The following is a 26,738-nucleotide window of genomic DNA, read 5'->3' as shown; positions in this document are numbered from 1 at the left end:
AGGGCCGGTAAACCGGCCCGAGAGGCGATTCAGTAGCGGATCATCACTGACTTGAGTTCGGTGTAATCGTCAATGAACGCGCTGCCGAATTCGCGGCCCGTGCCCGAGGCTTTAATGCCGCCGAAGGGCACCGAAGGGTCGAGGAAGGTGTGCATGTTGATGTATACCGTGCCGGCCTCAATCTGGGGAATCAGGCGCAGTGCCCTGGACAGGTCGTTGGTCCAGATGCTTGCGGTGAGGCCGAACGGCGAGTCGTTCATCAGGCCGGGAAGTTCTTCGACGTCGTCATAAGGCAGCACGCACATTAACGGGCCGAACGTTTCTTCGTGCAGGATGCGATCCTTGGCGTTACCCGCGAGTACCAGGGTCGGCTCAACGAAGTAGCCGGGACGGGCAATCGCATTACCACCGCAGACGATGCGGCTTTCCTGGCGTGCCAGCTCGAAGAATTGCACCATCTTGTCGAACTGCGGCTTATTGGCCAGGGGCCCGAACTGGACACTCTCATCAAGGGGCGAGCCAATGCTCATGCCTTTTAGTGCCGCGCTGAATTTCTCCAGGGTCTCATCCAGGCGTGAACGCGGTACGTAGAGCCGTTCTGGTGCCGCACACACCTGACCCTGATGCACATAACCGGTTTGGATCAGCCCACCGATGGCAGCATCGAGGTCGACGTCAGGCAGCAGCGCCGCAGCATTTTTGCCGCCCAGTTCCAGGGTCACTCGGGTGAGGTTGGCGGCCATTGCGGCCTGGCCGACCTTGAGTCCGGTCGGCACCGAACCGGTGAACGAAACCTTGGCTACCTGCGGGTGGTTGACCAGTTGTGCACCGACTTCGCCGGTGCCGTTGACGATGTTCAACACTCCCGCTGGCACACCCGCGTCCATTGCCAGTTCGGCCAGGCGCAGCAAAGTCAGTGGGGTGAATTCACTGGGTTTGAGCACCAGCGTACAGCCGGTGACCAGAGCGGCAGCGATTTTCCATACGCCGATCATTACCGAGAAATTCCACGGCACGATACCGGCCACCACGCCCACTGGCTCACGACGGGTGAAGGCGGTGTACTGTTCGCCGGCCATCGACGGGAAGGAGGGGGACATCGTTTCGCCGTTGATCTTGGTCGCCCAGCCGGCGTAGTAGCGTAGGAACACCGCGCTTTGGCCGACTTCAAACATCCGGGATAGGTGGATAGATTTGCCTGAGCAGAGGGTTTCCAACTGGGCCAGTTCTTCGCTGTTGGCTTCGAGCAGATCGGCCAGTCGATTGAGTATTACGCCACGCTGATAGGGCAAGGTCTTGGCCCAACTGCCTTTAAAGGCGCAGTGTGCTGCACTGACGGCCGCTTCGATGTCAGCTGCATCAGCGGCGGTTACCTGGGCAATGGCTTCGCCATTGGCCGGATTGATGATCGAGATACGCTTGTCGGAGGCGCTAGAGCGGTAAGCACCATCGACGAAATGGGCGTGCTGGCGTTGTAGGAACGCCTGCACTTGGGGAAGCAATTGAATGTCGCTCATGGGGTGACTCCTGGCAGATAAAATCAAAGAGGGATGGCAATGTTGAGCCAGAACTTATCGCCTTCCGGACGGTTCAATACGTCGAACTCATGTTGGTAGCGGCCCTGGATGTTCAAGCCCGAGGCAGTTGTGTAGGAGAGTTGCGGGCCCAGTGCAGTGGCGCGGCCTTTGAAGTCTCCGAATACCGCACCGTCACCGCTGTCGCCGGTGAGCTGTTTGTAGGTGTAGCCACCGATACCCACACCCCAGTTGCCGAAGTGCTTGGCAGCGACGAAGTCGGCGTGGAGTTCATTGCCTGAGCGGTATTGGGTGTCGTTGTTCTCGTAGTTGTGGTCAAACATGGTCTTCATCGAGAACTCATAACCCTGCGGGTTGCGGTAGGTGAAGGCGAACAGCGGCTCGACGGTGGCGTAGTTACGCCCGATGTTGGCCAGTTCTTTCTTGTCGTAGCGGCCGGTGGGTAGGTACAGGTCGACGGCTGCAATCCAGTGCCAGTTTCCGGCGTGCCAGCCGACCGCCAGCGGACTGACGATGAGGTCGCCCATGCCGGCGCGATCCTGGCGGCCGCCCGCCCCCATATTGACGTCCACATCGGCTGCAACCAGGAAGGCGTGCATCGCCCAGTTGCCACCGAGGATCTTCTTATCAGTGACATGGATGGCGCGCAGAATGGTAGCGGCGGTACTGACTTTGAAGTGGTCGAACGCCGGGTTCGTATTGGCAAACTTGTCGGCGGTGTAATAGGTGTTGTAGCTGATCAGGTAGTTGCCAGGCGGAGGCAGGGCGCCGGTCATGAAACCTTCGCTGCCATTGGCGTAGGCGCCGCCGCCACCCTCGGTGGCGTGGGCATTCTGGGCAAGGACAAGTGCGGAAAGTGCAATAGCGCTTATCAGATGACGCTGCGGGAAGAAGTGCATGGTGTGATCCTCGATCCGGTTTCAGGGCGTAGGAAAGCTCTGGCGCGATATGCGCGCCAGGTCGGGAAAGGTCGATTAGGAGCGGTTGGAGCCGGCGAGTGACTGAGGTGTGCCAATCACCGCATCGAGATTCAGCGTTTGCTCATGTGGTGCGCTCAGCGTCAGCGGTGCCTTGCCGAGAATGAAATCGGCACCGCGTTCGCCAAGCATGATCGCCGGCGCGTTGGTGTTGCCGCTGGCTATCTGCGGGCATACGGAGAGGTCGATCACTCGCAGGTTCGGCACGCCATGTACGCGCATCTGCAGGTCGACCACCGAGCTGCCCGGATCAATGCCCAGGCAACAGGTACCGCCAGGGTGGTAGACGGTCTTGATCGCCTGGCGTATGAAGGTCTCGATGCCGGCAGTGTCCTTCCAGTCGATATTCTCGGGCGCGACGATCTTCTTGATCAGGCTTTTCAACGCGGGTTGTTGCATCAGCTTGAGGCCGGCTTGCACGGCACGTATCTGCCCTTGCAGGTCGTCTTTGTCACCCAGATAGTTGGGGTCGATGAGCAGCATGTCGGCCGGGTCAGTGCTGCGCAGGCGCACGTCGCCACGAGCCTTGGGGCGCAGGTGACCAACCTTGACCGTGAGGCCATGCTCGGCGGCGGGAGGGGCTTCGCCGGGAGTGTTGTCGAAGTTGTCCATTACCGGCAGGAACATGAACTGGATGTCTGGCCGACCGACGCCCTGGCTGTCGACGAAACCGCCGCCTTCGAGGATATTGCTGGTCAGCAGGCCGCTACGGAACGCCAGCCACTGGATCATGTGCTTGATGCCGCGCAGGCCCTTGTCTTCGCCGAGGATGCTGTTCTGTTTGTGGGTGGTGGCGTTGAGCGACAGGTGAAGGTGGTCATGAAAGTTCTTGCCAACCGGTAGGTTGACCAAGGTTTCGATGCCGAGACCCGCGAGGTGTTCCTTCGGCCCGATGCCGGAGAGCATGAGAATCTTCGGACTGCCGAAGGCGCCAGCGCTGAGAATTACTTCCTTGCGGGCGTGGGCGATTATCGGCGCTCCATCCTTCTCGCTGAACTTCACTCCGGTAGCGCGGGCGTTCTCGACGATCACCTTGTGCGCCAGGGCGTCAGTGATCACGGTCAGCTTGCTGTTGTCGCGTACCGATTTCAGATAGGTACGCGCGGTGCTGGCACGGGCACCATTGTGCGTGGTGGTCTGGTAGAAGCCGACACCTTCCTGGGATGCACCATTGAAATCGTTGACGTAGGGCAGGCCCATCTCTTGGCCAGCGCGCACGAAGGCCATGGTCATTGGGTGGCGATAGCGGTTCTCGCTGACCGGCAATGGGCCTTGCTGTCCGTGGAATTCACCGCTGAGGCTCTCGTTGGCTTCGGCTTTCTTGAAGTAGGGCAGCACATCGCGATAACCCCAGCCCGGGCAGTTCCAGTCTTTTACCCAGTCGTCGTAATCCTCGTGTTGGCCACGGATGTAGATCATCCCGTTGACCGAGCTACCGCCGCCGAGCACCTTGCCCTGGGCAATGATCATTTCGCGGTCGTTGCAGTGTTTCTGCGGCACGGTCATGTACGGCCAGGACTTCTGCTGGAAAACCTGTACCACGGTGGCGGGCATCGTATGGAAGGGGCTGCTGTCCTTGCCTCCGGCCTCAAGCAGTAGCACGCTGCCGGCATTCTGCTGGATCAGCCGGGCTGCAACCACGCAGCCTGCCGAGCCGGCGCCTATCACGATGTAATCGTATTCCTGAGTGGACATGGGGGGCCTCGCTAATGTCCCGAAGGGATTTTTATGAGGCTCTATTCAAGCCTTTACCAGCGACAGGAAATTGATCCTGGTGGCCAGGTTGTTGTACGTGCTTGCCAGGTTTACCGATCATCCGGTTGTACGAATCTCAGCCCTTGATGAAACGCTGCGCAAGACTCAGTTGCGATTCGGCCAATTGGTGCAGGGTCTGGCTGATCTCGGTGGTGCGTCCTGCCTGCTGACTGGTGCGCTCTGTGAGGCCGGCAATCTCGGTGATCTGCTGGTTGATCTGCTCGGCGACCTGGCCCTGCTGCTCAATGGCCGCTGCCATCTGCTGGTTCATGCTGCTGATCTGGCCGACTTCCTCGCAGATACGCACCAGTGCCTGGCGGGTTTGCTGCACATCGGCACTGGCGCGCAGCGCGGCCTGCTCGCCACGTTTCGCGGTGGTCAGCGCGTTGCCGCTTCCGCTACGCAGGCTTTCGATAGAGCGCTGGATTTCATGAGTCGAGTCACGTGTGCGTGAGGCGAGGCTGCGTACTTCGTCGGCAACCACGGCGAAGCCCCGGCCGGATTCGCCAGCGCGGGCGGCTTCGATAGCGGCATTGAGGGCCAGCAGATTGGTTTGTTCGGCGATGCTCTGGATCACGCTGGCGATGCCGCCGATTGACTCGATAGCATCGGCCAGGTTGCCGACGGCGCTGCCGATCTCTTCCACCGAAGAGCGCATGGTCTGAGTGGAGTTCTGGCTGTCGTCCGACAGGCGTTCACCGTCGTAGGCCAACTGGTTGGCGTTCTGCGCGGCCTGGGCGGTGCTCTGCAGGTTGCGTGAAAGCTCCTGGATGGTGGCGCTCATCTGGTTGATGGCCGCGGCGGTCTGTTCGGTCTCGCGTACCTGCCTGTTCAGTTGTTCGGCGGTGTTCTCCACCACTTCGGCTGAAGTATGTGCCTGCTGGCGCAGAACCTCGCTGTTGATGCTGATGCGTGACATCACCGTAGTCATCCGCGCGCGCTGGCTGTTCAGGGCCATCGCTAGCAGGGCGCTGCTGTCGGCGTGGCCGCTATGCAGCGGCGCCAGTAGCGGCTCGCTGTATATTTCCCGGTACTGGCCAAGGATTTTGCGGGTCAGTCGGCGCTGGCGCAGGGCTGGTTGCAGCCCGGCCAGCAGCAGCGCGAAGAGGGCCAGCAAACCTGTGGCCAAGGGCAGTTGCGCGGTGATGATTGCGCCCAGAGCGAGCAGGCCAAGACTCAGTTGAAGGCCATGACTGGCGAGCAGCGCAGTGGAACGCTGGCCTGGCGCCCACGGCGATTGACCACGGTCGAGGCGGGCATAGAGCGTACTGGCTGCGAGTATTTCTTCACGGCTGATCGGCTGGTAGACGGTGCCGAGCGCCGAGAGTTCTCCGCCATCGAACAGCGGCACGACATAGAGCGTGTGCCAGTAATGCCCGCCCTGCCTGTGACGCCCCATCACGGGGCCAGTCCAAGGTACGCCGGCACGCAGCGCACGCCACATGCTGTCGATGACCACTGCGGGCATGCGCGGGTCATTGATCTGCTCGTGGGGTTTGCCGATCAGTTCGTCTTCGCGCAGGCCGCACATTCGCAGGTAGGCCGCATTGCAACTGAGCAGCACGCCTTTTGGATCGAGGCGCGATATCGGCGGTTCGTCGAAGTGCGGGAGGTTGGGGTGGATGGCAGCATTCATTGCACGACTCCTCGCGGTTACCAGGGCAGCACGCGCTCGGCGCGCATCTTGCGCACCATGGCGTCGTAGAACTTGGTGGCGAAGCCACTCTCGCGGATCAGCATGGCGGTGAGGTCCGCGCACCTCTCGGCAATACCGGCTTCGAGCGGGTTGTCTTCGCCGCCCAGAGCGCCGGCGGCACACTGGTTCTCGGCCGCGCGTTGCACCGTCCAGAGCAGGAAGAAGGCTTTCTCGATGCTGCTTTCGCCCACTGCGATACCGTGGTTGCGCAGCACCAGGATGTGCTTGTCGCCCAGGCTTTCGATCATCCGGGTCTTCTCGTCTTCAAACAGCGTGATGCCTTCAAAGGTGTGGTAACCGATGCGGCCGTAAAGTTGCGCGCCGTAGAAGTCGTCATGGGTGAAGCCGCGCTTTTTCTGCACCACGGCGGAGATCGGCGTGGTGTGGGTGTGTAGGAGGCACTGGATATCGTCGCGCGCGCCATGCACGGCACTGTGCAGAGCGAAGCCTGCGGGGTTGCCGTCGTAGGGTGACTCGTCGAGCTTATTACCGTGCAGGTCGACCTTGAGCAGGTTGGCTGGAGTGACTTCGCTGTAGTTCAGGCCGAACGGGTTGACCAGGTAATGGTGGGCCGGGCCAGACAGGCGTGCGGAAATGTGATTGAAGATGGTCTCGGTCCAGCCGAAGTAATCGACCAGGTGGTAGCAGTGGGCGAGCTTGATGCGCAGCGCCCATTCTTCGTCGCTACAGGTTTCGGGCTTGAGGGTTTGGATCATTGCGGTCATGGTGGTTTCTCTAGGGCGGTAGGACGCACCTGTCAGGCACGATGGCGTTATGTCAGGCGCAAGGAGCCAGGCGCAGGTTGTCATGGAACCCGTTTCGGCCGGGAAACTCCGGTGCGAGTACGCGTGCATTGGGCATCTTCAGCCACAGGCGCAGTAGGCGGCGTTTGAGGTCTGGATCGTCGTGATCCTCAAAGTTGCTACGCGAATGCATCACGGCGTAATTGTTGGCGAACTGCATGTCGCCGGGTTCCAGCATCATGTCCAGGCGGATCGCTGGGTCATGAATGATGGCGTCGATCAAATCCAACGCCTGGACTTCTACCTGGCAGAGCTTGACGTTGCTCTGTTCGTGGCCGAGTTCGATATAGGCACGAAGGTAACGACAGCTGAGCTTATCCTCGTGGTAGCTGAAAATCGGAGAGGGGACCGGTAGGTCATTACCCAAGTGTGCGAAATATAGTGGGCGATAGAGCAACGCCAGATAGTGGGGGTTCCTCTCCAGGATCTCGTTGTAGACGGTCGCAGCGCTGACCAGGCTGCTGAGTCCGCCTTGCTTGGCCTTGCGTATGGACAGGAGTCCAACTACATCGGACAGATCTGTGTGGTAGGGCAAGTAGGCGTTAGTTTCGTAGACACGAGTAGTTTTCTCTTTGGAGTTGCCTATGGCGGTCACCACGCCCAGCAGGTCGGCGCGTGGATTCTGAGTCACAGGAGTCCCCATGTGCAGGCCCAGGCCGTAATAGATGATTGCCATTTCCTCTTCGCTATAGAGCTCGGCTGGCAGGCCACGAAGGAGAAGAAAACCGCGGCCATTCTCCAATTCGTTCGCAAGGTTTTGGATCTCCTTATCCAGCTCTGGTATCAAGAAATCCTCACGTATGAAGTTCGGAGCCTTTAGGCCACGATCTCTAACCTGCACCATGGCGCGATCAAGCACAGCGAGCGTGTCAGGGGATAGGTGATATATCCAGGCTTGCTCAGGGTCTTTCACCAAATCTTCGCCACGCCAGGCGCAGGGTGAATCGATTTTTTGGGTAAGCAGGGAGGTCATGGTTTTTTCCTTTCCTGTGATGGGGTAGATGTGGGCGCGATGACCGAAACGATGTCAGTGCTGCTGCGTGAAGGGTGCCGAGTTAAAAAGCGCGCTAGCGAAAGAATGTCGCGAGTGGTGGGTACGCCGAGGCCGTGGTGCTCTGCAAGTTCGACTACCGCGTCACCGATAGCGGCGAGTTCCAGAGCGCGCCCATGCTGATAGTCCTGCAGCATCGAAGTTTTGACTGCGCCCATGCCTGCACCAAGTTTCATGAAGGTTGGTGGGTCGAAATCAATGCGTGCGCCATAAGCTGCGGCAGTGAGTAGCCCTTCATGAAGTATTTTCCCCACCAGAGGGGTTAACTCGGGCTCGCTATAGAGCTCTTCGAGTGTTGCCCCAGTGATTACCGACAGGGGGTTGGAGGTCAGATTGGCGAGGATTTTGGTCCACAGCGAGTCTCGGATACGATCACTTGCTCTGGCTTCTATACCCGCGTCTTCGATCAGTTGACGGATCGTTTCGAGTCGTTGGCTCTTGCGGTTATTTGGCTCGCCAAGAATCATCAGGTGCGGATTGTGTGAGCGTGCCTGTCCTGGGCTTATCGTTTCTGCAGTTATGAATACTACGCACCCGAGGATATGTGCCGGATCGAGAGATGCCAGCAGGGTTCCGTCTGGATCAACCGCCTGTATAGGTTGACCAGCCATATTTCCGGACTCGCCGTGGAAGTACCACCATGGCACGCCGTTCACGACCGGAACCACGGTTGTATGTGGGCCGATCAACGGTGCCAGATGGGGGACCAGCGTGGGTAAGGATTGTGCCTTGACGCACAGGAAAACCACGTCCTGCTCGCCGAGCAGGACACAGTCGTCGCTGGCGTTTACCGGGGCGTTATGTTCGCCATCCAGGTCGGTCAGGCGTACGCCGTTTTCGTTTAGCGCGGTGAGTGTGTTGCCACGGGCGAACATATTCACTGGTTGACCTGTGGCCGCCAGGCGCGCCGCCAGGGTGCAGCCAATGGCACCGGCGCCAACAATGCACAGGCGTGAAGGGATCGAGCGAGCCATGGGGCTTTCTCCTTGCAAATAGGTTGCGCCCGCGAGACGGGCGCATGGTGGATCAAGTCGCGAGCATTTCCTGGTGCTTGCTGGCCAGGCCTAGGTAGGCCTCAATCACCCGCGGGTCATCGGCCAGTTCGGCGGCCGGGCCCTGCATGACGATCTGCCCGGTTTCCAGCACGTAGGCGTAGTCGGCAACACGCAACGCCGCGCGGGCGTTCTGCTCCACCAGCAAGATCGACACACCCTGGCGCCGCAGGTCGGCGATGATGCGGAAGATCTCTCGAGTGATCAGCGGCGCCAGGCCCAGGCTCGGCTCGTCGAGCATCAGCAGCTTGGGCTTGGCCATCAGCGCACGGCCTACGGCGAGCATCTGTCGCTCGCCGCCGGAAAGGGTCGACGACTCTTGCTTGCGGCGTTCAAACAGGCGCGGGAACAGGCTGTAGACTTCCTGAAGGGTGCCGTCGAGGTACTTATCGCCTTTGCGGTAGCGCATAAAGCCGCCGAGGCGCAGGTTGTCCTCGACGCTCATGCTGCCGAACAGTTCGCGCTTTTCCGGCACCAGGCCCAACCCGCGCCCGACCAGCACCTCGACTTCCGGTACGGCTTCCAGGGTTCCGTCGAAGTTGACTTGGCCCTTGGAGCCAAGCACGCCCATGATCGCCGAGAGCAGGGTGGTCTTGCCGGCGCCGTTGGGACCGATCACGGTGACGATCTGGCCTTCGCCGACGGTCAGGCTGGCATTGCTTAGCGCCTCGACCTTGCCATAGGCCACGCTCAGGTTTTTTATTTCGAGCAGGATGTTACGAGGTTGATTACTCATGGTCTTCACTCCGCTCCGCCGAGATAGGCTTCGAGCACCGCCGGGTTTTTTTGCACGTCATCTGGCAGGCCTTCGGCAATTTTCTGGCCGAATTCCATGACCGTGATGCGGTTCACAAGGCCCATGACAAAGTCCATGTCATGTTCCACCAGCAGTATTGCCATGCCTTCGTCACGCAGCTTGCGCAGCAGGTTGCCGAGGGCTTCCTTCTCTTTGTGACGCAGGCCGGCGGCGGGCTCGTCGAGGAGCAGCAGGCATGGGTCAGCGCACAGCGCGCGAGCGATTTCCAGGATGCGTTGCTGGCCAAGGGCGAGGCTGCCAGCTTCTTCATAGAGGTAGTCGCCGAGGCCAACCCGCTCCAGTTGGCGCCGGGCCTCACGCAGCAAGTCGGCTTCTTCGGCGCGCTCCATGTGCAGCAGCGACGATACGATGCCCTTGTCGCCACGCAGGTGGGCGCCGATGGCTACGTTCTCCAGCACACTCATGGTTGATAGCAGCTTCACGTGCTGGAAGGTGCGGCTCATGCCCATGTGGGCGATGCGTCGCGAGGGAATGCCGTTGATCTTCTCGCCAAGGAACAACACCTCACCCTCGGTGGGGGTGTCTACCCCGGAGAGCTGGTTGAACATGGTGCTCTTGCCCGCGCCGTTGGGGCCGATCAGCGCGAGGATTTCTCCGGCGCGGATCGATAGGTTCATCTGGTTGTTGGCAACCAGGCCACCGAAGCGTTTGGTCACGTTACGTGCTTCGAGGATAAGTTGGCCGCTATCTGGCAGGTCCCGGCGCGGCAGGCCGCTCGGCAGGTCATCTGCTCTGGGCGCGTTGTGGTCGTGGCGCCAACGGGCTGGAACCAAGCGCACCAGCAGTGGCCACAGGCCGCCCGGAGCACGCTGCATGAGCAACACGATAAGCAGGCCGAAAACGATCGTTTCGTAGTTGCCCTGGCTGCCCATCAGCGTCGGTAGCCAGTCCTGCAGCCACTGCTTGAGCATGGTCAGGATACCGGCACCGAGCAGGGCGCCCCAAACGCTGCCCACACCGCCGATCAGTGCCATGAACAGGTAGTCGATGCCCATGTTCAGTCCAAACGGCGTCGGGTTCACGAAACGCTGGGTATGTGCGTAGAGCCAGCCCGAGACGGTGGCGAACAGCGCGGAGATGAGGAACACCACCAGCTTGGAGCGAAAGGTATTCACGCCCATCGACTCGGCCATCACCTGGCCGCCCTTGAGCGCGCGGATGGCTCGTCCTTCGCGGGAGTTGAGCAGGTTACGGGTGATCAGGATGGCGACCAGCAGCACCGCCCAGATCAGGTAATAGATCTTCTCGCCCTTATCCAGCGTCAGACCGAACAATGAGATCGACGGCAGATCGGCGATGCCGCTCTGGCCGCCCAGCCCATCCAGGGTGCCGAACAGGTAATAGAGCGAAATGCCCCAGGCGATGGTGCCCAGCGGCAGATAGTGTCCGGACAGCTTCAGGGTCAGGGCACCGAGCAGCACGGCTACACAGACAGTGAGGGCGATGCCCACCAGTAATGACAGCCAGGGTGAACCGGCGGTCCAGGCGAGCCAGACGGGCAGTTGCTCGGCGGTGGTCAGATAGGCGCTGGTATACGCTCCGAGGCCAACGAACGCGGCCTGGCCGAAGCTGGTCATGCCACCGACCCCCGTGAGCAGGACGAGGCCCAGCACCACCAGGGTATACAGGCCTATGTAGTTGAGCAGGGTAATCTGGAAGGACGGCAGTAGCAGCGGCGCGACGCCGACGATGACGACCAGCAGGGTGACGAGGAGGCGCGGTTTCATTCTTCTTCCTCCACATGACGGCTAGTCAGTGAGCGCCAGAGCAGGAACGGGATGATCAGGGTGAACACGATGATCTCTTTGTAGTTACTGGCCCAGAACATCGAGAAGGCCTCCACCAGACCAACTGCCAGCGCGCCTAGGGCGGCGATGGGGTAGCTGACCAGGCCGCCGATGATGGCGCCAACGAAACCTTTCAGGCTGATGATGAAGCCGGAGTCGAAATACAGGGTGGTGATTGGGGCGATGAGAATTCCCGAGAGGGTGCAGAGAAAGGCGGCCAGAGCAAAGGTCGTCTTGCCCGCCAGGCTCGGCGATATGCCCATCAGCCGTGCCCCCATGCGGTTCACCGCAGTGGCGCGTAGCGCCTTGCCATACAGGCTGCGTTCAAAGAACAGGAACAGGCCGACGATCAAGCCCAGCGAGACAACGATCACCCACAGTGTCTGGCTATTCAGTGTCACTGGGCCGAGCTCCAACCCTGTTTCGGAGAACGGTCGAGTGCGTGCGCCATCGGGGCCGAACAGCAGCAGGCCGACCCCGACCATGGCCACATGCACGGCAATCGAGACGATCAGCAGCACCAGCGAGTGGGCGCCGGCGATTGGCTGGAAGAACAAGCGATACATCTGTGGGCCCATTGGCACCAGTAGGGCCAGGGTCAGCAGGGCCTGGATCGCCATGGGCAGGTTTGCCAGTAGTAGATTCTGTACCAGCAACACCATGGCTACGGCGTAGGCGAGCTTTATCGGCAGGTATTTGGGTAAACGAAAGCCGTGGCCTTTGTGCAATGTGCCGAGCAGATCCAAGGTGCAGTCGATGACTGTCAGGGCGAGCAGCAGCCAGACCAGTCGGGTTGGCTGGCCAGCTTGCAGAGCCGCCATGGTCAGAGCGCCGAAGGTGACAAACTCACCCAGAGGGATCAAAAGAATCCGTGTCACGGTAAAGACCAGGAGAATGGAAAGCGCCAACAGTGCGTAGATCGCACCATTGGTCACGCCATCCTGACCCAGCAGCATGGCTATCTGAAAATTCATGGAGGCAATATCCTTCGATGACAGGATTCGTATTGCGCGCAGCGACTACCGGCCAAGAAGGCAGGTAGTGGTCTGGCGTCTAACGTACGGTCGGTGCCAGGCACCGGCTAAGGCGTGGCTGCTGTGTTACTTGAGCAGCACCCATTTACCGTCCTTGACGGTGATCAGCTCGCGGCCGCGTTTGTCGAAACCGCTGTGATCTTCAGGACTCATGTTGTACACGCCCTGGGTCGCAGCCAGCTCATGGGTCTGTTCCAGTGCATCGCGCAGTGCCGAACGGAACTCGGCGGTACCTGGTTTGCCTTTTTGCAACGCGGTGGGAATGGCGTGCTCCAGCAGCAAACCGGCATCGTAGACATTGGCGCCGAATGTCGCTGGCGCGCTGCCATTTAGCTGGGTGTAATCATCGATGTATTTGCGCGCCACACTCTTGGATGGGTGATCGTCCGGTACTTCGTCAATCACCAGCATCAGGCTGGCTGCAAGGATGGTGCCTTCGACCTTGCGCCCGCCCAGTTGCAGGAACGGCGGGAGAGCCGCGCCATGGGTCTGGTAGACCTGGCCCTTGTAACCCTGGTCGAACAGGGTGGTCTGCGGCAGCACTGCCGAGCTACCCGGTGCGGCGACCAGTACGGCGTCCGGTTTGGCCATGAGGATCTTCAGGCTCTGGCCGGTGGTGGATGTGTCCTGACGCTGGAAGCGCTCGTTGGCGACGATTTTTATCCCGTTCTTTTCGGCCAGGGCCGTCATGACTTTGCCCCAGTTCTCACCATAGGGGTCGGCGGTGCCGATCAGGCCGAGTGTCTTTACGCCGGTCTTGACCATGTGCTCGACCAGCGCTTGGGCGATCAGGTCATCGTTCTGGGTGGTCTTGAATACCCATTTTTTTTGCTCCGTCATCGGTAGTACCACGGCGGCGCTTCCGGTTGGGGCGAGCATTGGCGTGCCCGACTCGGCAGCAAATTGAATCACCCCCATGGCATTGGGCGAGCCACTTGGGCCGATGATTGCGTCGACATGTTCTTCGTCGATCAGTTTCTTGAACGCCTTCACCGAGGCCGTCGGGTCGCTACCGTCGTCCAGCGAAATGTAGGTGATGTTCTGGTCGCCGACTTTCTTCGGCATGAGCGCCACGCTGTTCTTCTGAGGGATACCGACCAGTGCGATAGGCCCGGTCGAAGAGGTGACGACACCGACTTTCACATCTGCCTGAGCCGCCATCGACGCGCAGAGCGCACTTAACATCAGGGTGGACACAGCTTTCTTGAACAGCATGTCGTGCTCCAGGGTGCAAGGCTAATAAGCGGGCTGAGTTGCGGTACCTATGGGGTATCCGCATAGCCTCTCGTAATGCGCTTGGTGATATTCACCGGCGAAAGCATCACCGCCTGACAGCGGTCGGCGTGCTAGCGACGAATTTGCAGATTGCATGCCAGAACTTGAGCTGCACCAGCAGTGCGCACACCTCGCTCATCTCCCCTCTCGACTAAAAAAGCCGGCGATCGGCAATCGTCGTTGGTCAGTCGCATCGTCAGTAAAAACAGCGATTTAAGTGATTTTTTTTCTGCTTTTTATGGCTAAAAATGTAGGCAAAGAGCGTGGTTTTTTAAGATTTAAAATGACGAATATTTTTTTTCGACAGGTGTTTTCTTGAGCCTTTTTTCTGTTCAAAAATCAACCTGGTAACACTTGTCTGATTGCTGTTGACTCGGATTTGTATGTATAACTTATTGTTTTATATGAATTTATTTTTATTTATCGATGATGGGATGAACCTTTGATAAAGCGTTACCAATCTGCACGTTACTGGTGCGATTCATGGAAATTCGCACCAAATCCGATCGATATTATTAAGTACAATTCAATTGACAATTCACGTAATTATGGCGATTTTAGATTTAGCGAATCGGCGGCCTCGTGCTCGCCACGCCAACAACGTTCGAGAAGGTAGACGGTATGACAATGGTGATCGAGCAAATGAAGGTAGGGGGTACTGGCCTGAAGGTGATGGTGAAGGACACCATCGATATTTCTGGCTATCCGACCCGCGCGTCCAGTAGGGCGCTACAGGATGTCGGTCCAGCCACGCAGAACGCCGCCGTGGTCGATGCCCTGTTTGATGGTGATTGCCAGGTTGTCGGCAAGACCGTTCTGCATGAGCTTGCCTATGGCACTACCGGCATCAACCATTACGCCGGTACTGCCGAGAATCCGCGATATCCCGGACGTATTCCTGGCGGCTCCTCCAGTGGCTCGGCGGCGGCCGTTGCTGCTGGGCTCTGTGATTTTTCCCTGGGCACCGATACCGGTGGGTCTGTGCGCATTCCTGCGTGCTGTTGCGGTGTGTTCGGCTTTAAGCCTACGTTCGGCCGCATTGATCGTCGGGGGGTGATGCCCGCGCAGAGCAGTCTGGATTGCGTCGGCCCCTTCGCGAGCCGCTTGTCCCTGCTGATTGAGTCGATGCGCATCATTGATCCTTCGTTCAAGCCATTACCGGAAGTCGCAGACATTTGTCTCGGTGTGGTCTCGGTGCAGGCATCGAGTGAGGTGCAGCGCGCTATCGACGCCGTGCTTCATGCCACCAACCTGACGCTCGGCAATGTACAGCTCAATAGCATGCAGGCTGCCTATGATGCCGGCATGGTGGTGATCAACCGCGAGACCTGGAATGCCTGCGGGCATCTACTCGATACCGGCTTGGTCGCCCCGGATGTCGCCGGTCGCTTGCAGGCAGCCGGGCAGACCAGCGATGACGCGCTGGCCGCCGCCGAACGAGTGCGCACCACGTTTACCGCCGAGGTAGATGCCGCCCTTGAGCGTTTTCCGGTTTTGGTCCTGCCGACTATGCCTGACTACCCATTGCGTCTCGAGGACGCGGCAGACACCCGTGCGGTGCTGGGGATGACCGCGTTCGTGAGGCCTTTCAATCTTTCTGGTCATCCGGCTCTGAGCATTCCCTTTGAAGGGGAATCCGGTTTGCCGGTCGGCCTGCAACTTATCGCCGCCAAAGGCGCTGACGAACTGCTTTTGGCGGTCGCTGGCGAGTTGTTGCGGCGTCTCGATTCCAACCTTCTCTGATCGTGGATCCTGTCATGACTTCGCTCACCCTGGTCGGCAATACGCCGTCTGCCGCCATTACCGACAATCAGGCCTTTTCGGCATTGTTGGTCGATATCAAAAAACGCGCCCGTAGTGGCGAATTCGACCGCCTTGGCTATATCGCCCAAGACGTGATTGACGCCTTCAAGACGCTGGGGGTTTACCGTGCTCTGGTGCCCCGCCGCTTCGGTGGTGACCAGTGCTCGCCAGGCGAGTTCTGTGCCATGGTCGAAGAGATTTCCAGGGCAGACGGTTCTGCTGGCTGGGTCGCCAGCTTCGGTATGAGCCCGGTCTACCTGGCGTCGCTGCCTTTGGATACCATTCGGCAGGTCTATGCAAATGGCCCCGACGTAGTCTTCGCCGGTGGCATTTTCCCGCCGCAACCAGCCGAGGCCGTGCCAGGTGGCTTCAAGGTCAACGGCCGCTGGAAGTACTCCAGCGGCTGCATGGGGGCTTCACTGGTGGGCGTCGGTATCGCACCAAAAAACGGTGACAAGCTGGACTTGCCGCGCCTTGCGGTAATGCCACAAAGCAAGGTGCGTATCGAGCAGACTTGGGACACCGTCGGCTTGCTCGGTACCGGTAGTCATGACCTGGTGGTCGAGGATGTGGTCGTATCAGAGGAGTGGACGTTCGTGCGCGGTGGCGCGGCCAATCTTGACGAGCCGTTCTTCCGTTACCCCTCGCTGTCGTTCGCCACCCAGGTCCTTTCCGTCGTCGGTCTTGGCGTTGCCCGGGCTGCCTTGGACGAGCTCCGCGATATGGCCGCTGGGCGCATCTCGGTAACCGGTGCGCCGGCTGTGGCCGACAGGCCACTGGCCCAGGTTGAGATCGCTAAGGCTGAGGCTGCGCTGCGTGCGGCTAGAGCTTTCTTCTTCGAATCCATCGAGGACGCCTGGCAAACGGTGTTGCGGGGTGACTCGCTGTCGGTCGAGAAAACCAACCTGCTACGTCTGTCTTCGACCCACGCTACCCGCGTCGCCGCCGAGGTGGCGCGCACCGCGCAGATGCTGTCGGGCATGACCGGCGTCTACAACAGCAGCCCGTTGGCACGCTGCGTGAACGATGCGCAGGTGGTCACCCAGCATGCCTTCATGGGCGACATTACCTACCAGAATGCCGGCGCCGTCTTCTTCGGCAAGCAGCCCTTGCCGGGCTATCTCTGACCCTTATCTGGAGCCAATCATGAGTGAGAAAAAACCACTGCGCGTGCTGTTCTGCATGGGCATCAACCAGAACTTCTTCGATGCGCCGCGCGAGGAGCAACTGGAAGTATGGGGAGCGTTCAGTGCCATGTGGAACGGCATTCACGATCTGCCTGGAGTGACGGTGTTCGGCAACATGGACGATGACCAAAGCATGGTCGGGCCATCCAGCGGATACCCCTGGACCACTTACCTGCTGGCCGATGTGCCGGACATTGAGACTGTACACGCGGCCTGCAACCTGTTCCGAACCACACCGGTGGGCGAAGGCACCTACAAACTGTGGCGTTATGCCAAGGTCGAGGCCCGCACTGGCCGCGAACTGATCATCCAGCGCGCGTGATTGACATGTTGAACGAAGCCCTAATCGCCAATCTCGAAGCGCGTCTCAAGCGCTTCGAGGCCGAGCACGCCATACGCGCCTGTATGAATCGCTACATGGTGCTATGCGATGCCCTCGACGCAAGCACGCAACTGACTGAGCTGGCTGGCCTGTTCACGATCGATGCGGTCTGGGAAGGCAAGGGCGCCAAGTACGCCAACAGCTTCGGCGGCTATCGTGGGCGTGAGGAGATCGGCGCGATGTTCTCCACCTACATGCAGACCCCGGCGCACTTCGCCCTCAACGTGCACTTCCTCACCAGCGAACTGATCGAGGTCGGCACCGACGGCGCATCGGGCAGTTGGGTGATGTTGCAGACCTCAACCTTCGCCAGTGGCGCTTCGCACCTCAATGCCGCGCGGCTGACCGTGCGTTTCGCCGAGGAAAACGGGCAATGGCGCATGGCACATTTCCAGACCGAGAACCTGTTCAGTCGTCCGGTGGATGCCTGGAACAGCGAGGCGGCCTTGCCCGTTCCAAGCCGACCCTCGGCTGGATGAACCAAGACTTTTTAAAGTCGGCCAAACAAACCGACCAGGAGCCAACTGTGAATAACATGATCGATGTCGTGAACCTCGAATGTGATCCCGCCGAACGGGTGCAGGCGGACCGCGTACACACCTCGCTGTACACCGACGCGAAGCTGTTCGATGCCGAGATGGAAAAAATCTTCTACAGCACCTGGGTATGGGTCGCTCACGAGAGCGAAATCCCTGACTCTGGTAGCTACAAGAGTACTTATATCGGCAAGCAGCCGGTGATCGCCGTGCGTGATCGCAAGAAGCAGATCCATGTCCTGCTCAACCGCTGCCGCCACCGTGGTGCCACTGTTTGCGAGCACAAGAAGGGCAAGACCAACAGCTTCGTCTGCCCCTATCACGGTTGGGGCTACGCCCTGGACGGCTCTCTGCGCGGCATTCCGCACCCTGACAGCTACGGCGATTGCCTGGACAAGAGCGAACTGCCACTGGTCAGCCTGCGTACAGAGAGCTACGCCGGGATGGTCTTTGCCACCTTCAAGGACGACATCGAGCCGCTGGTGGACTTCCTCGGTCCAGCTAAAAAATGGATGGATCTGTTCATGAAACAGGGTGCTGGCTATGGCATCAAGGTGCCGGGCGAACACCGCTTCCGCTTCCCGGGCAACTGGAAGATCCAACTGGAAAACACCACGGACGCCTACCACTTTCCGCTGGTTCACAAGTCGTTCCTGCACTCGGTGGATCAGCAGACCATGGACATGCTCGATTTCGTTGATGGCTCAGGCTATGTCGAAGACCTCGGCAACGGCCACAGCGTGATGGTCATGATCCCTGACCTGATCGACCTGGAAGCCAACCTTGATGCACCGATTCCGACCCGCTTTGAAAGCCTGGCCCAGGAGTTGCGTGACGAAGGTATTGAGGACCTTCAGGTCCGCCGCATCGTCCGTGCGGTCGGTGGTTCGGGCTTCAACCTCAATCTGTTTCCCAACGTTGCCTGCTCTATGGCGTTCTTCCGGGTGCTGCAGCCGATCTCGGTCAACGAAACGGAGATCCATCACTCGGTGATCACCATGGATGGTGGCCCGGCAGCCGCCAACCGCTACCGCTTGCGTCTGCATGAGCACTTCCAAGGTCCGATGGGCTTCGGTACGCCGGACGATTCCGAAGCCTGGGAGCGTGTGCAGAAGGGGGCCAATGCTGGCGAAGATCTATGGATCATGCTCAACCGTGGCCTGCCAGGCGAGAAGCCGAGCGAAGACGGACGGATCAGCGACGTGTCAGCCGAAACAGGTATGCGCGCAGCGTACCAGCAGTGGAAAAAAATGATGTCGGCCTGACCGACCAGACCGACGGAGAACGCGAAAATGAATCTGCAATTGCTTCAGGAAGTCACCGCCTTTATCTGGCAGGAAGGCGACATGCTCGATCACAGCGAATACGACGCCTGGTTGGCGCTGTGGGCGCAGAAGGGCACTTACATCATCCCCATCGACCCGTGCGAGGAGGATTTCGAGAACAGCCTGAACTACGCCTATGACGACGCGCACATGCGTGAGCTGCGGGTGCAGCGGCTGATCGGCGGTGAGTCGATCTCGACGACTCCGCGACCGCGTACTGTACGCACCATTTCGCGTTTTCGCGTCCTGTTCAATGACGGCGAGTTTGTCACTGTGCGCTGTGCGCAAAACCTGCGCGAGTTCCGCAAGGACGTGCTCAAGCACTACAGCTCGGACACGGTGTACGAACTGCAACGCAGCGGCGAGAGCTTCAAGATCCAGCGCAAGCTGATCCGGCTGATCAATTCCGACGATACCCTCGCGGGTATCGGCTACATCCTTTGAGGGTCCGGCTATGAAGCAGATCGCACTGGTCACTGGTGCAGCCCAAGGATTGGGCTACGCCATTGCCGCCCGGCTGTTCGCCGCTGGCTACACAGTGGTTATCAGCGACCTTTCCCTGGAGCGCGCCCAGGCGGCTGCCGAGGCACTGGATGCCAGTGGTGAGCGGGTGTTGGCGCTCAAACTGGACGTTACCAACAAGGCCGATTTCGAGGCCGCACTGGCCGTTACTCTGGAACGCTTCGGTGCTCTACAGGTACTGGTAAACAATGCGGCAATGACCATGACCACGCCGGTCATGCAGATCAGCCCGGAAGAGTTCGACAGCGTTATGAGCCTCAACACCAGAAGCATCTTTGTCGGCTGCCAGGTATTTGGCACGCACATGGCGGCGGTCGGCTACGGGCGCATCGTCAACATGGCTTCGCTGGCTGGGCAGAACGGTGGCACCGCTACCGGCGCGCACTACGCCGCATCGAAAGGCGCCATCGTCACCCTGACCAAGATTTTCGCCAAAGAGTTGGCCGCAAGCGGTGTGACGGTCAATGCCGTTGCGCCAGGGCCGATCGACTCGCCCATGGTGCATGCAGTGGTATCGCCGGAGCGCATGGGAGGAATGCTCGCCAATATTCCGGTGGGGCGCCTGGGGAATGCGGATTTTATCGGCGACCTGATCGTGCAACTGGCACGGCCGGAAGCCTATTTCACTACCGGGGCAACCTGGGACGTGAATGGTGGTTTGTTCATGCGCTGAGTTTCAACGAAAACATAATGCGACGGCCGAACCAGCGGCCGCGTTCTTACCTTGACGTCCAATGCGGGTGAGCCCGAGATGATTGAAGAGCTCTTGACGGTGCAGGTGCGCAAGCGCCAGCTCCAGGGCGACGGTGTCGTCGTTCTTGACCTGATTCCGGTGGGTGGCGCCAAGCTGCCGGCCTTTGAAGCCGGTGCCCATGTGGATATCCACATCGCCCCCGGCCTGGTGCGCCAGTACTCGCTGTGCAGCGACCCGGCGGACAGCGCTGTATACCGCCTCGGCGTGCTCAGGGACCCCGCCTCGCGCGGCGGTTCCACGAGTGTGTACGACACGTTGCTAGAAGGGGCAGAGGTGCAGATCAGTGCGCCGCGCAACCTGTTTCCTCTGGCAAGCGAGGCGCGCCGCTCAATCCTTATCGGTGGCGGCATCGGCATCACCCCGATGATCGCCATGGCCTATGCGCTGCATGCCAAAGGCGAGGATTTTGAACTGCACTACTGTGGCCGCTCGCGCAGCCGCAGTGCTTTTCTCGACGAGTTGCAGAGCGCCGCTTTCGCCGAGCGCGTTCACACCCATTTCGACGATGAGGCACCCGCGCAGAAGCTCGACATGGACCGCGTGCTCGGCCAGGCCGAGAGCGGCGTACATGTCTATACCTGCGGCCCGTCCGGATTCATGGACTGGGTGATCGGTGAGTCGGTGAAGCATGGCTATGCCGATGACCATATCCACCGTGAATACTTCCAGATTGAAGTGGACAACAGCGGTGCCAGCTTCGAGGTGGTCGCCGCGCGCAGTGGCAAGACGGTGCAGGTCGCCGAGGGGCAGACGATCCTCGCGGCGCTGGCGGACGTCGGCATCCAGATCGAGATCTCCTGCGAGCAGGGCATCTGCGGTACTTGTCTATGTGATGTGCTTGAAGGCGAGCCGGATCATCGCGACGTGTACCTCACAGACGATGAGAAGCAGGCCAACGACCAGATCTTGATCTGCTGTTCTCGCGCCAAATCGAAAAAGCTGGTTCTGGATATCTGAGGAGGTAAAGCGATGGTCGATGTAAGCGGATTCCGCAATGCCATGTCCCGACTCGGAGGCGCCGTTTCGGTGATCACCACCGATGGCCCCGCAGGACGTTTTGGCTTCACTGCTTCGGCGGTGTGCAGTGTTACCGATTCACCACCCACTCTGCTGGTGTGTATGAACCGCGCGTCCTCTTCTAACGCGCACTTCAAGCACAACGGTGTGCTTTGCGTGAATGTACTGAGTGCAGACCTGAAGGACATTTCGGGCGTATTCGCCAATCGCGAGCTTGGCTCCGATCAGCGATTTTCCTCGACCGCCTGGACGTCCCTGGAAAGTGGTTCGCCGGTGATGGAGGAGGCCCTGGTCAACTTCGATTGCCGCATCGCTCAAGTTCATGAAGTGGGTTCGCACAGCATTTTTTACTGCGAAGTTCTGCGTATCAAAGAGGGCAGTGCTGAAGAGGGATTGGTGTACTTCAACCGGGCATATCACAAGCTCTGTGACGTATCCAAGGCGCTGTCCTGACGCTGTATTGGTCGTAACTTAAAAATCTTCCAAACCTATAAAACCCCCGACGCTTGCGTGCCGGGGAAGGGCTCTTGTTGCCTGCTTCGCGGATAACTGTGCCGTTCAGAGCACCCCGTGAATTGACTGCCAAGTTATCGATTTTTGTTGATCTGCTCACACCACAACACCCGGCTCGCCGGATAAAAAAAGGAGCGTCACATGTTCCAAAAATCATCACTTGCATGCGTGTTTAAAAGTCTGTGCTTTATCGGTGGGGGCATTGCACCGATAGCCGCACAGGCAGACCTGGTCGACGACAGCCACCTGAAGGTGGACATGAAGAATCTCTATCTGAACCGTGACTTCACCACCAGCGACGCTGTCCAGTCCAAGGTCGGCAACTGGTCCCAGGGCTTCGACCTGCAATTTACGTCTGGCTATACCAATACGCCGATCCAGTTCGGTATGGACATGGATGCCCAGTACGCTATTCGCCTGGATTCCCATGGCGACGACGGCTCTTTGCCTATGGACTCCAGCAGCGGCCGCGCCTCGGATAACTACGGCCGCGCGGGTGCCACATTAAAGATGAAGTACTCCAGGACCGAACTGAAGGTCGGTGATATGCGACCAGAATTGCCAGTCGCCTGGCACGACCCGAGCCGTCAGCTTGACACGATCTTCCAGGGGGCTGTGGTCGAGTCCAAGGAAATCGACGGTCTTACCCTCACCGGTGGACGTTTCTGGTCAGCGGTTACTCGCGAATCGTCCAACCACGAAAAGTTCTACAAGTACGGCTCCACCGACAACCTCGATAGCGACAAAGGCCTGGACTTCGGCGGTGCGACTTGGAACGTTACCAAGAACTTCCAGGCCAGCTACTTCTATGGCGTGATGCATGACATCTACAAACAGCACTACGTCGGCTTCGCCCACACTGTCGACTTAGGTGGTGACTTCCGTCTGCGTACCGATGCGCGTTACTTCAACAACAAGGAAGACGGTGACGCGTTGAACGGTAAGATCGATAACCGCGCATTCTCCGGCGGCTTCACTCTGACTAAGGGGGGACACAAGGCGAGCATCGTCTATCAGCGCATGTTCGGCGAAAGCATTTTCCCGACGCCCAACGGCTACATCCCGCAGTTCTACCTGCTGAACTGGGCCAACCAGCCATTCATGCGTCCACAAGAACGCTCTTGGGGGCTCGGCTACGGCTACAACTTCGCCGGGCTGGGCTTGCCGGGCCTGGCCTTCAGTAGCCGTTTCATCAAGGGCAGCGACATCGCCCAGGCCGGTCGCCCGGATGGCGCAGAGAATGAGCGCGACCTCGCCGTGAAATACGTGGTGCAGGAGGGGCTGCTAAAAGGCGTAGGCGTGGAGTGGAAGAACTATCTGGTGCAGCAGCGCGACTTCGGTCATGACTTCAGCGAGAACCGCGTCTACGTCACCTACACCTGGAACGTTTTCTAAGAGGCTGCCCGCGATCTGTTTCGAGTCGGTCAGATAGGGTGAAGCTACTTTTGTCTGGCCCTGGCTTGTGAGGTCGTGAGCAGACTCGACGTCGACCCCTTGCCCGCTTATGGCGAAAACCGTATGCGGGCAGCATGGATGTGGAGTTTTCTATGCATGCTCACTGTGAACAACCCAGGTCGCTGCGCCGCATCGTCGTCGCTTCGGTGTTCGGCAACGCCCTGGAGTGGTACGACTTCTTTCTCTACGGTACCGCCGCTGCCCTGGTGTTCGGTCCGTTGTTCTTCCCGCCCGGCACCGACCCGGTGATCGGCACTCTCGGTGCTTTTGCCGGCTTTGCCGTTGGCTTCGTCGCCAGACCGTTGGGGGGGCTGATATTCGGCCATCTTGGGGATCGCCATGGCCGCAAAAGCGCCCTGGTGATCACTCTATCAATGATGGGGGGAGCGACCTTCCTGATGGGCCTGTTGCCGACCTTCGAGCAGGTCGGTTATCTGGCACCGATCTGTTTGGTGATTCTACGCATCGTTCAGGGCATCGCCTCGGGTGGTGAGTGGGGGGGAGGGGTGCTGATGCTCAGCGAGAACGCCCCAGCCAAACGAGTAGGTTTCTACGCGGCATGGAGTCAACTGGGTGTTTCGGGCGGCTTCGTACTCTCTGCCGTAGCTTTCTACCTGGTACAGATGCTGCCTGAACCGGACTTCATGAGTTGGGGTTGGCGCCTGCCGTTCCTGCTCAGCATCTTGATCTTTGGTGTCGGCATCTACATTCGCCGGCGCCTGCCGGAAAGTCGCGAGTTCGAGGCGGCGGTCGCAAAAAATGAGGTTCAGGCGCACCCGCCCGCGCTCCAGGTTCTGCGCGAGCATCCCAAGGCGGTACTGCAGGCTATGGGGCTGCGGGTGGCGGAGAATGGTGGTGCCTACATTTTCCTGTCCTTCTCCATGGCCTATGCCAAGTTCACCGGCCTGTCGACTCAGGTGGTGCTGATCGGGGTGATGCTGGCGATGACCGTGGAGGCCTTCAGCATTCTGTTTTGGGGCTGGCTGTCCGATCGTATCGGCCGGCGTGCGGTGTATGCCATCGGCTCGGTGAGCCTCGCGCTGTTCGCGTTTCCGTTCTTCTGGCTGATGGACACTCACCAGCCGCTGCTGGTGTACCTGGCCTTGTTGCTTGGCCTGCCGTTTAGCCATGCGGCGATGATAGGCACCCAGCCGGCGCTTATGGGCGAGTTGTTCCCCACCCATGTGCGCTACACCGGCCTGGCCATGGGGCATGAGATCGCCTCGATCTTTGCCGGCGGTCTGGCGCCTCTGGCTGCTACGGCGCTGTTCGCCGTTTACCGCGATGCCTGGCCGGTATCGCTGATGCTGGTGTTCTTCAGCGTGATCACGACCCTGACTCTACTCAGCATCAGCCGTAATCGCCCATATGCCATGCAGGAGGCAAGCGCCTAGTGTCCTTTTTATGGAGTTCCTGCTCCTTTGCCCGGGTCGCTCTCCCGAGCTTTTTTACCGTTGGACGATACCGTAGGTATCGCTGAGGATCGAAACATGCGTCGTTATTACCGCGGTACCGACTTGAGTCGCGTCCATAGCATTGCTGAGTTGGCAACGCTGGCCTGCCAGCGTCTGCCCCATTTCGTCTGGGAGTACCTGGCCGGCGGCGCCGAGGATGAGCTGACCTTGCAGCGCAATCGCCAGGCCTATGTCGAAGTCGGCCTGCAGCAGCGCGCGTTAGTGCCTTGCCATGTACCAGGTACCGCCCGCACGCTCTTCGGCAAGTCGGCTGCATTGCCGCTGCTGATCGGTCCCACTGGCTACAACGGCATGTTGCACCGTGATGCGGATATTCACTTGGCGCGAGCCGCGACCGCGCGAGGCGTGCCTTTCTGTCTGAGTACTGTGGCCAATGCCGCACTGGAGACGATCGTTCGCCAGGTGCCTGGCGTCGATTTGTGGTTCCAGCTCTACGCCATGCGCGATGCGAGCATTCAGGCTAGCCTCCTGGCCCGCGCTAGGGAGGCCGGTGTCAGTACCCTATTGTTGACCTGCGATGCGATGGTGCTGGGCAATCGCGAGTGGGACCGGCGCAACTTCGTGCGGCCCCGCCAGCTCAGCCTGCGCAACAAGCTGCAGGTGCTGCGCCATCCACGTTGGTTGCGTCAGGTGATGTGGCCCCATGGCTTGCCATCGATGGGGAACCTCGACCCTTACCTGCCTGAAGACGAACGCACGGCTCTGGGCTCGATGCAATTTATCGGTGAGCAGATGGATACGCTCCTCGATTGGGACGCCTTGGCTTGCGTGCGTGACCAGTGGGCCGGGCAATTGCTGCTCAAGGGCGTGTTGCACCCGGCAGATGCCGAGCGCGCCATTGCCCTCGGGTTGGATGGTGTGGTGATCAGCAATCACGGTGGGCGGCAGTTGGACGGCGCGGCGAGCGGACTCGATGCCCTACGCCTGATCGCACCGTTGGCCCGTGGCCGCCTGACACTGCTGCTCGATGGCGGCATCCGCCGAGGTAGCGACATCGTCAAGGCCCTGGCTCTGGGGGCCGATGCCGTGCTGCTAGGGCGAGCCAGCCTATATGGCGTCGCGGTCGCGGGAGAGGCCGGCACGGCTCGTGCGCTCGACCTGCTCGCAGAGGAGCTGCGACGTACACTCAACCTGATGGGCTGCCCTGACATAGATGACCTCTCGGCCGAATGGCTGACCTTCAACATGCGGCCCGCCGTTGTGCGGGCCTACTGACCGATTGGAGTACCCATGCGCTTGTATGAACTGATCACCTTCACCGTGCGCGTGCGCACCCCGACCGTCGCCTTGGCACGTATCGAAGCGGCCCTGGCGCAGAGCCTGGATGGCGTAGAGTTGATGGGCTGCTGGCTCTCGGAGATTGGTCCGCAGAATCGCATCGTTCTGCTACGCGGCTTTCCCAGTGAAGCACTGCGCCAGGCCGAACGTGAGCGTTATCTGCTGGCTGACGATGCCTTCGGTATCGGCGAGTTCCTGCTCGACATGCAGGCCGACGACTACTGCCTGTTTCCCTTCCTCAAACCCCTGGCTCCCGGCGCCCACGGGCCTTTCTACGAATTGCGTGAATACGATCTGATTCCTTCCGGCCTGCAACCGACTCTCGATGGCTGGGCCAAAGCCGTGTCGGCGCGCACTGGCGCAAACTACTCATCGGTGTATGCGGCTTTTTACGCCACCTCGGGCGCCCTACCTCGCTACCTGCACATTTGGCCCTACACCAACTTGGAGCAACGCCTTGACGTGCGTACGCGCGCAGTGGCCGACGGAGTTTGGCCTCCGGAAAACTCAGGGCCGCAACTGCGAACCATGCATTCTATCGTCTACCTGCCCGCGAGCTTTTCGCCGTTGTGCTAAACCTTAATGCCGTCTGTTTAAGTTGCCTGTTGGCGCCGACGCCGAATTGACCTAGTTGCCGAGATGTCTCTGACCCAGTCTGATTCCTCAAAAACCATTGCCTGTTCTACATTGGTGTCTATTTGAGGTGGGG

Annotated in this window: 24 protein-coding genes; 13 read left to right on the top strand and 11 right to left on the bottom strand. The window is 59.7% G+C overall.

Features of this window, described 5'->3' with window-relative positions; translation table 11 throughout:
- Positions 1-29: 29 nt before the first annotated feature.
- From C5F70_RS14645 to C5F70_RS14595, 11 genes are all read right to left on the bottom strand, one after another.
- A complete protein-coding gene (locus C5F70_RS14645; protein WP_017846852.1) occupies positions 30-1,517 on the bottom strand; it encodes an aldehyde dehydrogenase family protein in 1,488 nt (495 codons plus the stop codon).
- 23 nt (positions 1,518-1,540) lie between these two features.
- Positions 1,541-2,434: a transporter gene (locus C5F70_RS14640; protein ID WP_017846853.1), complete on the bottom strand. Its 894-nt coding sequence runs from the start codon at positions 2,432-2,434 to the stop codon at positions 1,541-1,543.
- 75 nt (positions 2,435-2,509) lie between these two features.
- Positions 2,510-4,207: a GMC family oxidoreductase gene (locus C5F70_RS14635; RefSeq protein ID WP_104903593.1), complete on the bottom strand. Its 1,698-nt coding sequence runs from the start codon at positions 4,205-4,207 to the stop codon at positions 2,510-2,512.
- Between the two features lie 136 nt (positions 4,208-4,343).
- Positions 4,344-5,903 (bottom strand): methyl-accepting chemotaxis protein, encoded by a 1,560-nt coding sequence (locus tag C5F70_RS14630; RefSeq protein ID WP_079443216.1) that lies wholly within the window; start codon positions 5,901-5,903, stop codon positions 4,344-4,346.
- 17 nt (positions 5,904-5,920) lie between these two features.
- Positions 5,921-6,688 carry a class II aldolase/adducin family protein gene (locus tag C5F70_RS14625; RefSeq protein ID WP_017846856.1) on the bottom strand — a complete coding sequence of 256 codons (768 nt, stop codon included), beginning with the start codon at positions 6,686-6,688 and terminating at the stop codon, positions 5,921-5,923.
- A 52-nt stretch (positions 6,689-6,740) separates the two neighbouring features.
- Positions 6,741-7,739, bottom strand: coding sequence for a TauD/TfdA family dioxygenase (locus tag C5F70_RS14620; protein ID WP_017846857.1), 999 nt, complete (start codon positions 7,737-7,739; stop codon positions 6,741-6,743).
- Positions 7,736-8,791, bottom strand: coding sequence for a ketopantoate reductase family protein (locus C5F70_RS14615; RefSeq protein WP_079443218.1), 1,056 nt, complete (start codon positions 8,789-8,791; stop codon positions 7,736-7,738). The genes C5F70_RS14620 and C5F70_RS14615 overlap by 4 nt, the downstream gene beginning before the upstream one ends.
- Positions 8,792-8,843: 52 nt before the next feature.
- Positions 8,844-9,605 (bottom strand): ABC transporter ATP-binding protein, encoded by a 762-nt coding sequence (locus tag C5F70_RS14610; protein WP_017846859.1) that lies wholly within the window; start codon positions 9,603-9,605, stop codon positions 8,844-8,846.
- A 5-nt stretch (positions 9,606-9,610) separates the two neighbouring features.
- A complete protein-coding gene (locus C5F70_RS14605) occupies positions 9,611-11,413 on the bottom strand; it encodes an ATP-binding cassette domain-containing protein (RefSeq protein WP_079443219.1) in 1,803 nt (600 codons plus the stop codon).
- Positions 11,410-12,447: a branched-chain amino acid ABC transporter permease gene (locus C5F70_RS14600; RefSeq protein WP_017846861.1), complete on the bottom strand. Its 1,038-nt coding sequence runs from the start codon at positions 12,445-12,447 to the stop codon at positions 11,410-11,412. Before C5F70_RS14600 ends, C5F70_RS14605 begins: the two co-directional genes overlap by 4 nt.
- Before the next feature lie 126 nt (positions 12,448-12,573).
- The gene (locus tag C5F70_RS14595; protein WP_017846862.1) at positions 12,574-13,722 is read right to left on the bottom strand and encodes an ABC transporter substrate-binding protein; all 1,149 of its coding nucleotides are present in this window, start codon (positions 13,720-13,722) and stop codon (positions 12,574-12,576) included.
- 681 nt (positions 13,723-14,403) lie between these two features.
- Between C5F70_RS14595 and C5F70_RS14590 the strand changes: the two genes are divergently transcribed.
- The 13 genes from C5F70_RS14590 (at position 14,404) to C5F70_RS14530 (ending at position 26,605) form a co-directional block, all read left to right on the top strand.
- Positions 14,404-15,525, top strand: coding sequence for an amidase (locus C5F70_RS14590; protein WP_026140004.1), 1,122 nt, complete (start codon positions 14,404-14,406; stop codon positions 15,523-15,525).
- A 14-nt stretch (positions 15,526-15,539) separates the two neighbouring features.
- Positions 15,540-16,712, top strand: coding sequence for an indole-3-acetate monooxygenase (iacA, locus tag C5F70_RS14585; RefSeq protein ID WP_017846865.1), 1,173 nt, complete (start codon positions 15,540-15,542; stop codon positions 16,710-16,712).
- Between the two features lie 19 nt (positions 16,713-16,731).
- Positions 16,732-17,094 (top strand): hypothetical protein, encoded by a 363-nt coding sequence (locus tag C5F70_RS14580; RefSeq protein ID WP_017846866.1) that lies wholly within the window; start codon positions 16,732-16,734, stop codon positions 17,092-17,094.
- Positions 17,095-17,099: 5 nt separating this feature from the next.
- On the top strand, positions 17,100-17,633 hold the full coding sequence (locus tag C5F70_RS14575; RefSeq protein ID WP_177410558.1) for a nuclear transport factor 2 family protein: 534 nt from the start codon (positions 17,100-17,102) through the stop codon (positions 17,631-17,633).
- Positions 17,634-17,689: 56 nt separating this feature from the next.
- Positions 17,690-18,955, top strand: coding sequence for a Rieske 2Fe-2S domain-containing protein (locus C5F70_RS14570; RefSeq protein WP_226926277.1), 1,266 nt, complete (start codon positions 17,690-17,692; stop codon positions 18,953-18,955).
- Between the two features lie 27 nt (positions 18,956-18,982).
- Positions 18,983-19,459, top strand: a complete 477-nt coding sequence (locus C5F70_RS14565; RefSeq protein WP_017846869.1) for an aromatic-ring-hydroxylating dioxygenase subunit beta — start codon at positions 18,983-18,985, stop codon at positions 19,457-19,459.
- 10 nt (positions 19,460-19,469) lie between these two features.
- A complete protein-coding gene (locus C5F70_RS14560; protein WP_102618357.1) occupies positions 19,470-20,210 on the top strand; it encodes an SDR family NAD(P)-dependent oxidoreductase in 741 nt (246 codons plus the stop codon).
- Between the two features lie 78 nt (positions 20,211-20,288).
- Positions 20,289-21,248, top strand: a complete 960-nt coding sequence (locus C5F70_RS14555) for a PDR/VanB family oxidoreductase (RefSeq protein WP_017846871.1) — start codon at positions 20,289-20,291, stop codon at positions 21,246-21,248.
- Positions 21,249-21,260: 12 nt separating this feature from the next.
- The gene (locus C5F70_RS14550) at positions 21,261-21,761 is read left to right on the top strand and encodes a flavin reductase (RefSeq protein WP_026140007.1); all 501 of its coding nucleotides are present in this window, start codon (positions 21,261-21,263) and stop codon (positions 21,759-21,761) included.
- Positions 21,762-21,962: 201 nt separating this feature from the next.
- On the top strand, positions 21,963-23,216 hold the full coding sequence (locus tag C5F70_RS14545; protein WP_104903592.1) for an OprD family outer membrane porin: 1,254 nt from the start codon (positions 21,963-21,965) through the stop codon (positions 23,214-23,216).
- 152 nt (positions 23,217-23,368) lie between these two features.
- Entirely contained in the window at positions 23,369-24,670 is a 1,302-nt protein-coding gene (locus tag C5F70_RS14540) for an MFS transporter (RefSeq protein WP_104903591.1), read from the top strand.
- Positions 24,671-24,766: 96 nt separating this feature from the next.
- Positions 24,767-25,966, top strand: coding sequence for an alpha-hydroxy acid oxidase (locus C5F70_RS14535; RefSeq protein WP_017846875.1), 1,200 nt, complete (start codon positions 24,767-24,769; stop codon positions 25,964-25,966).
- Positions 25,967-25,981: 15 nt separating this feature from the next.
- Positions 25,982-26,605, top strand: a complete 624-nt coding sequence (locus C5F70_RS14530; protein WP_046491074.1) for an NIPSNAP family protein — start codon at positions 25,982-25,984, stop codon at positions 26,603-26,605.
- Positions 26,606-26,738 lie beyond the last annotated feature (133 nt).

This window comes from Pseudomonas sp. LH1G9 (genome assembly GCF_002949975.1).
Lineage (GTDB): Bacteria > Pseudomonadota > Gammaproteobacteria > Pseudomonadales > Pseudomonadaceae > Aquipseudomonas > Aquipseudomonas veronii.
Note: the sequence above shows the minus strand (reverse complement) of the source record. Positions and strands in the feature narration are given on the sequence as shown.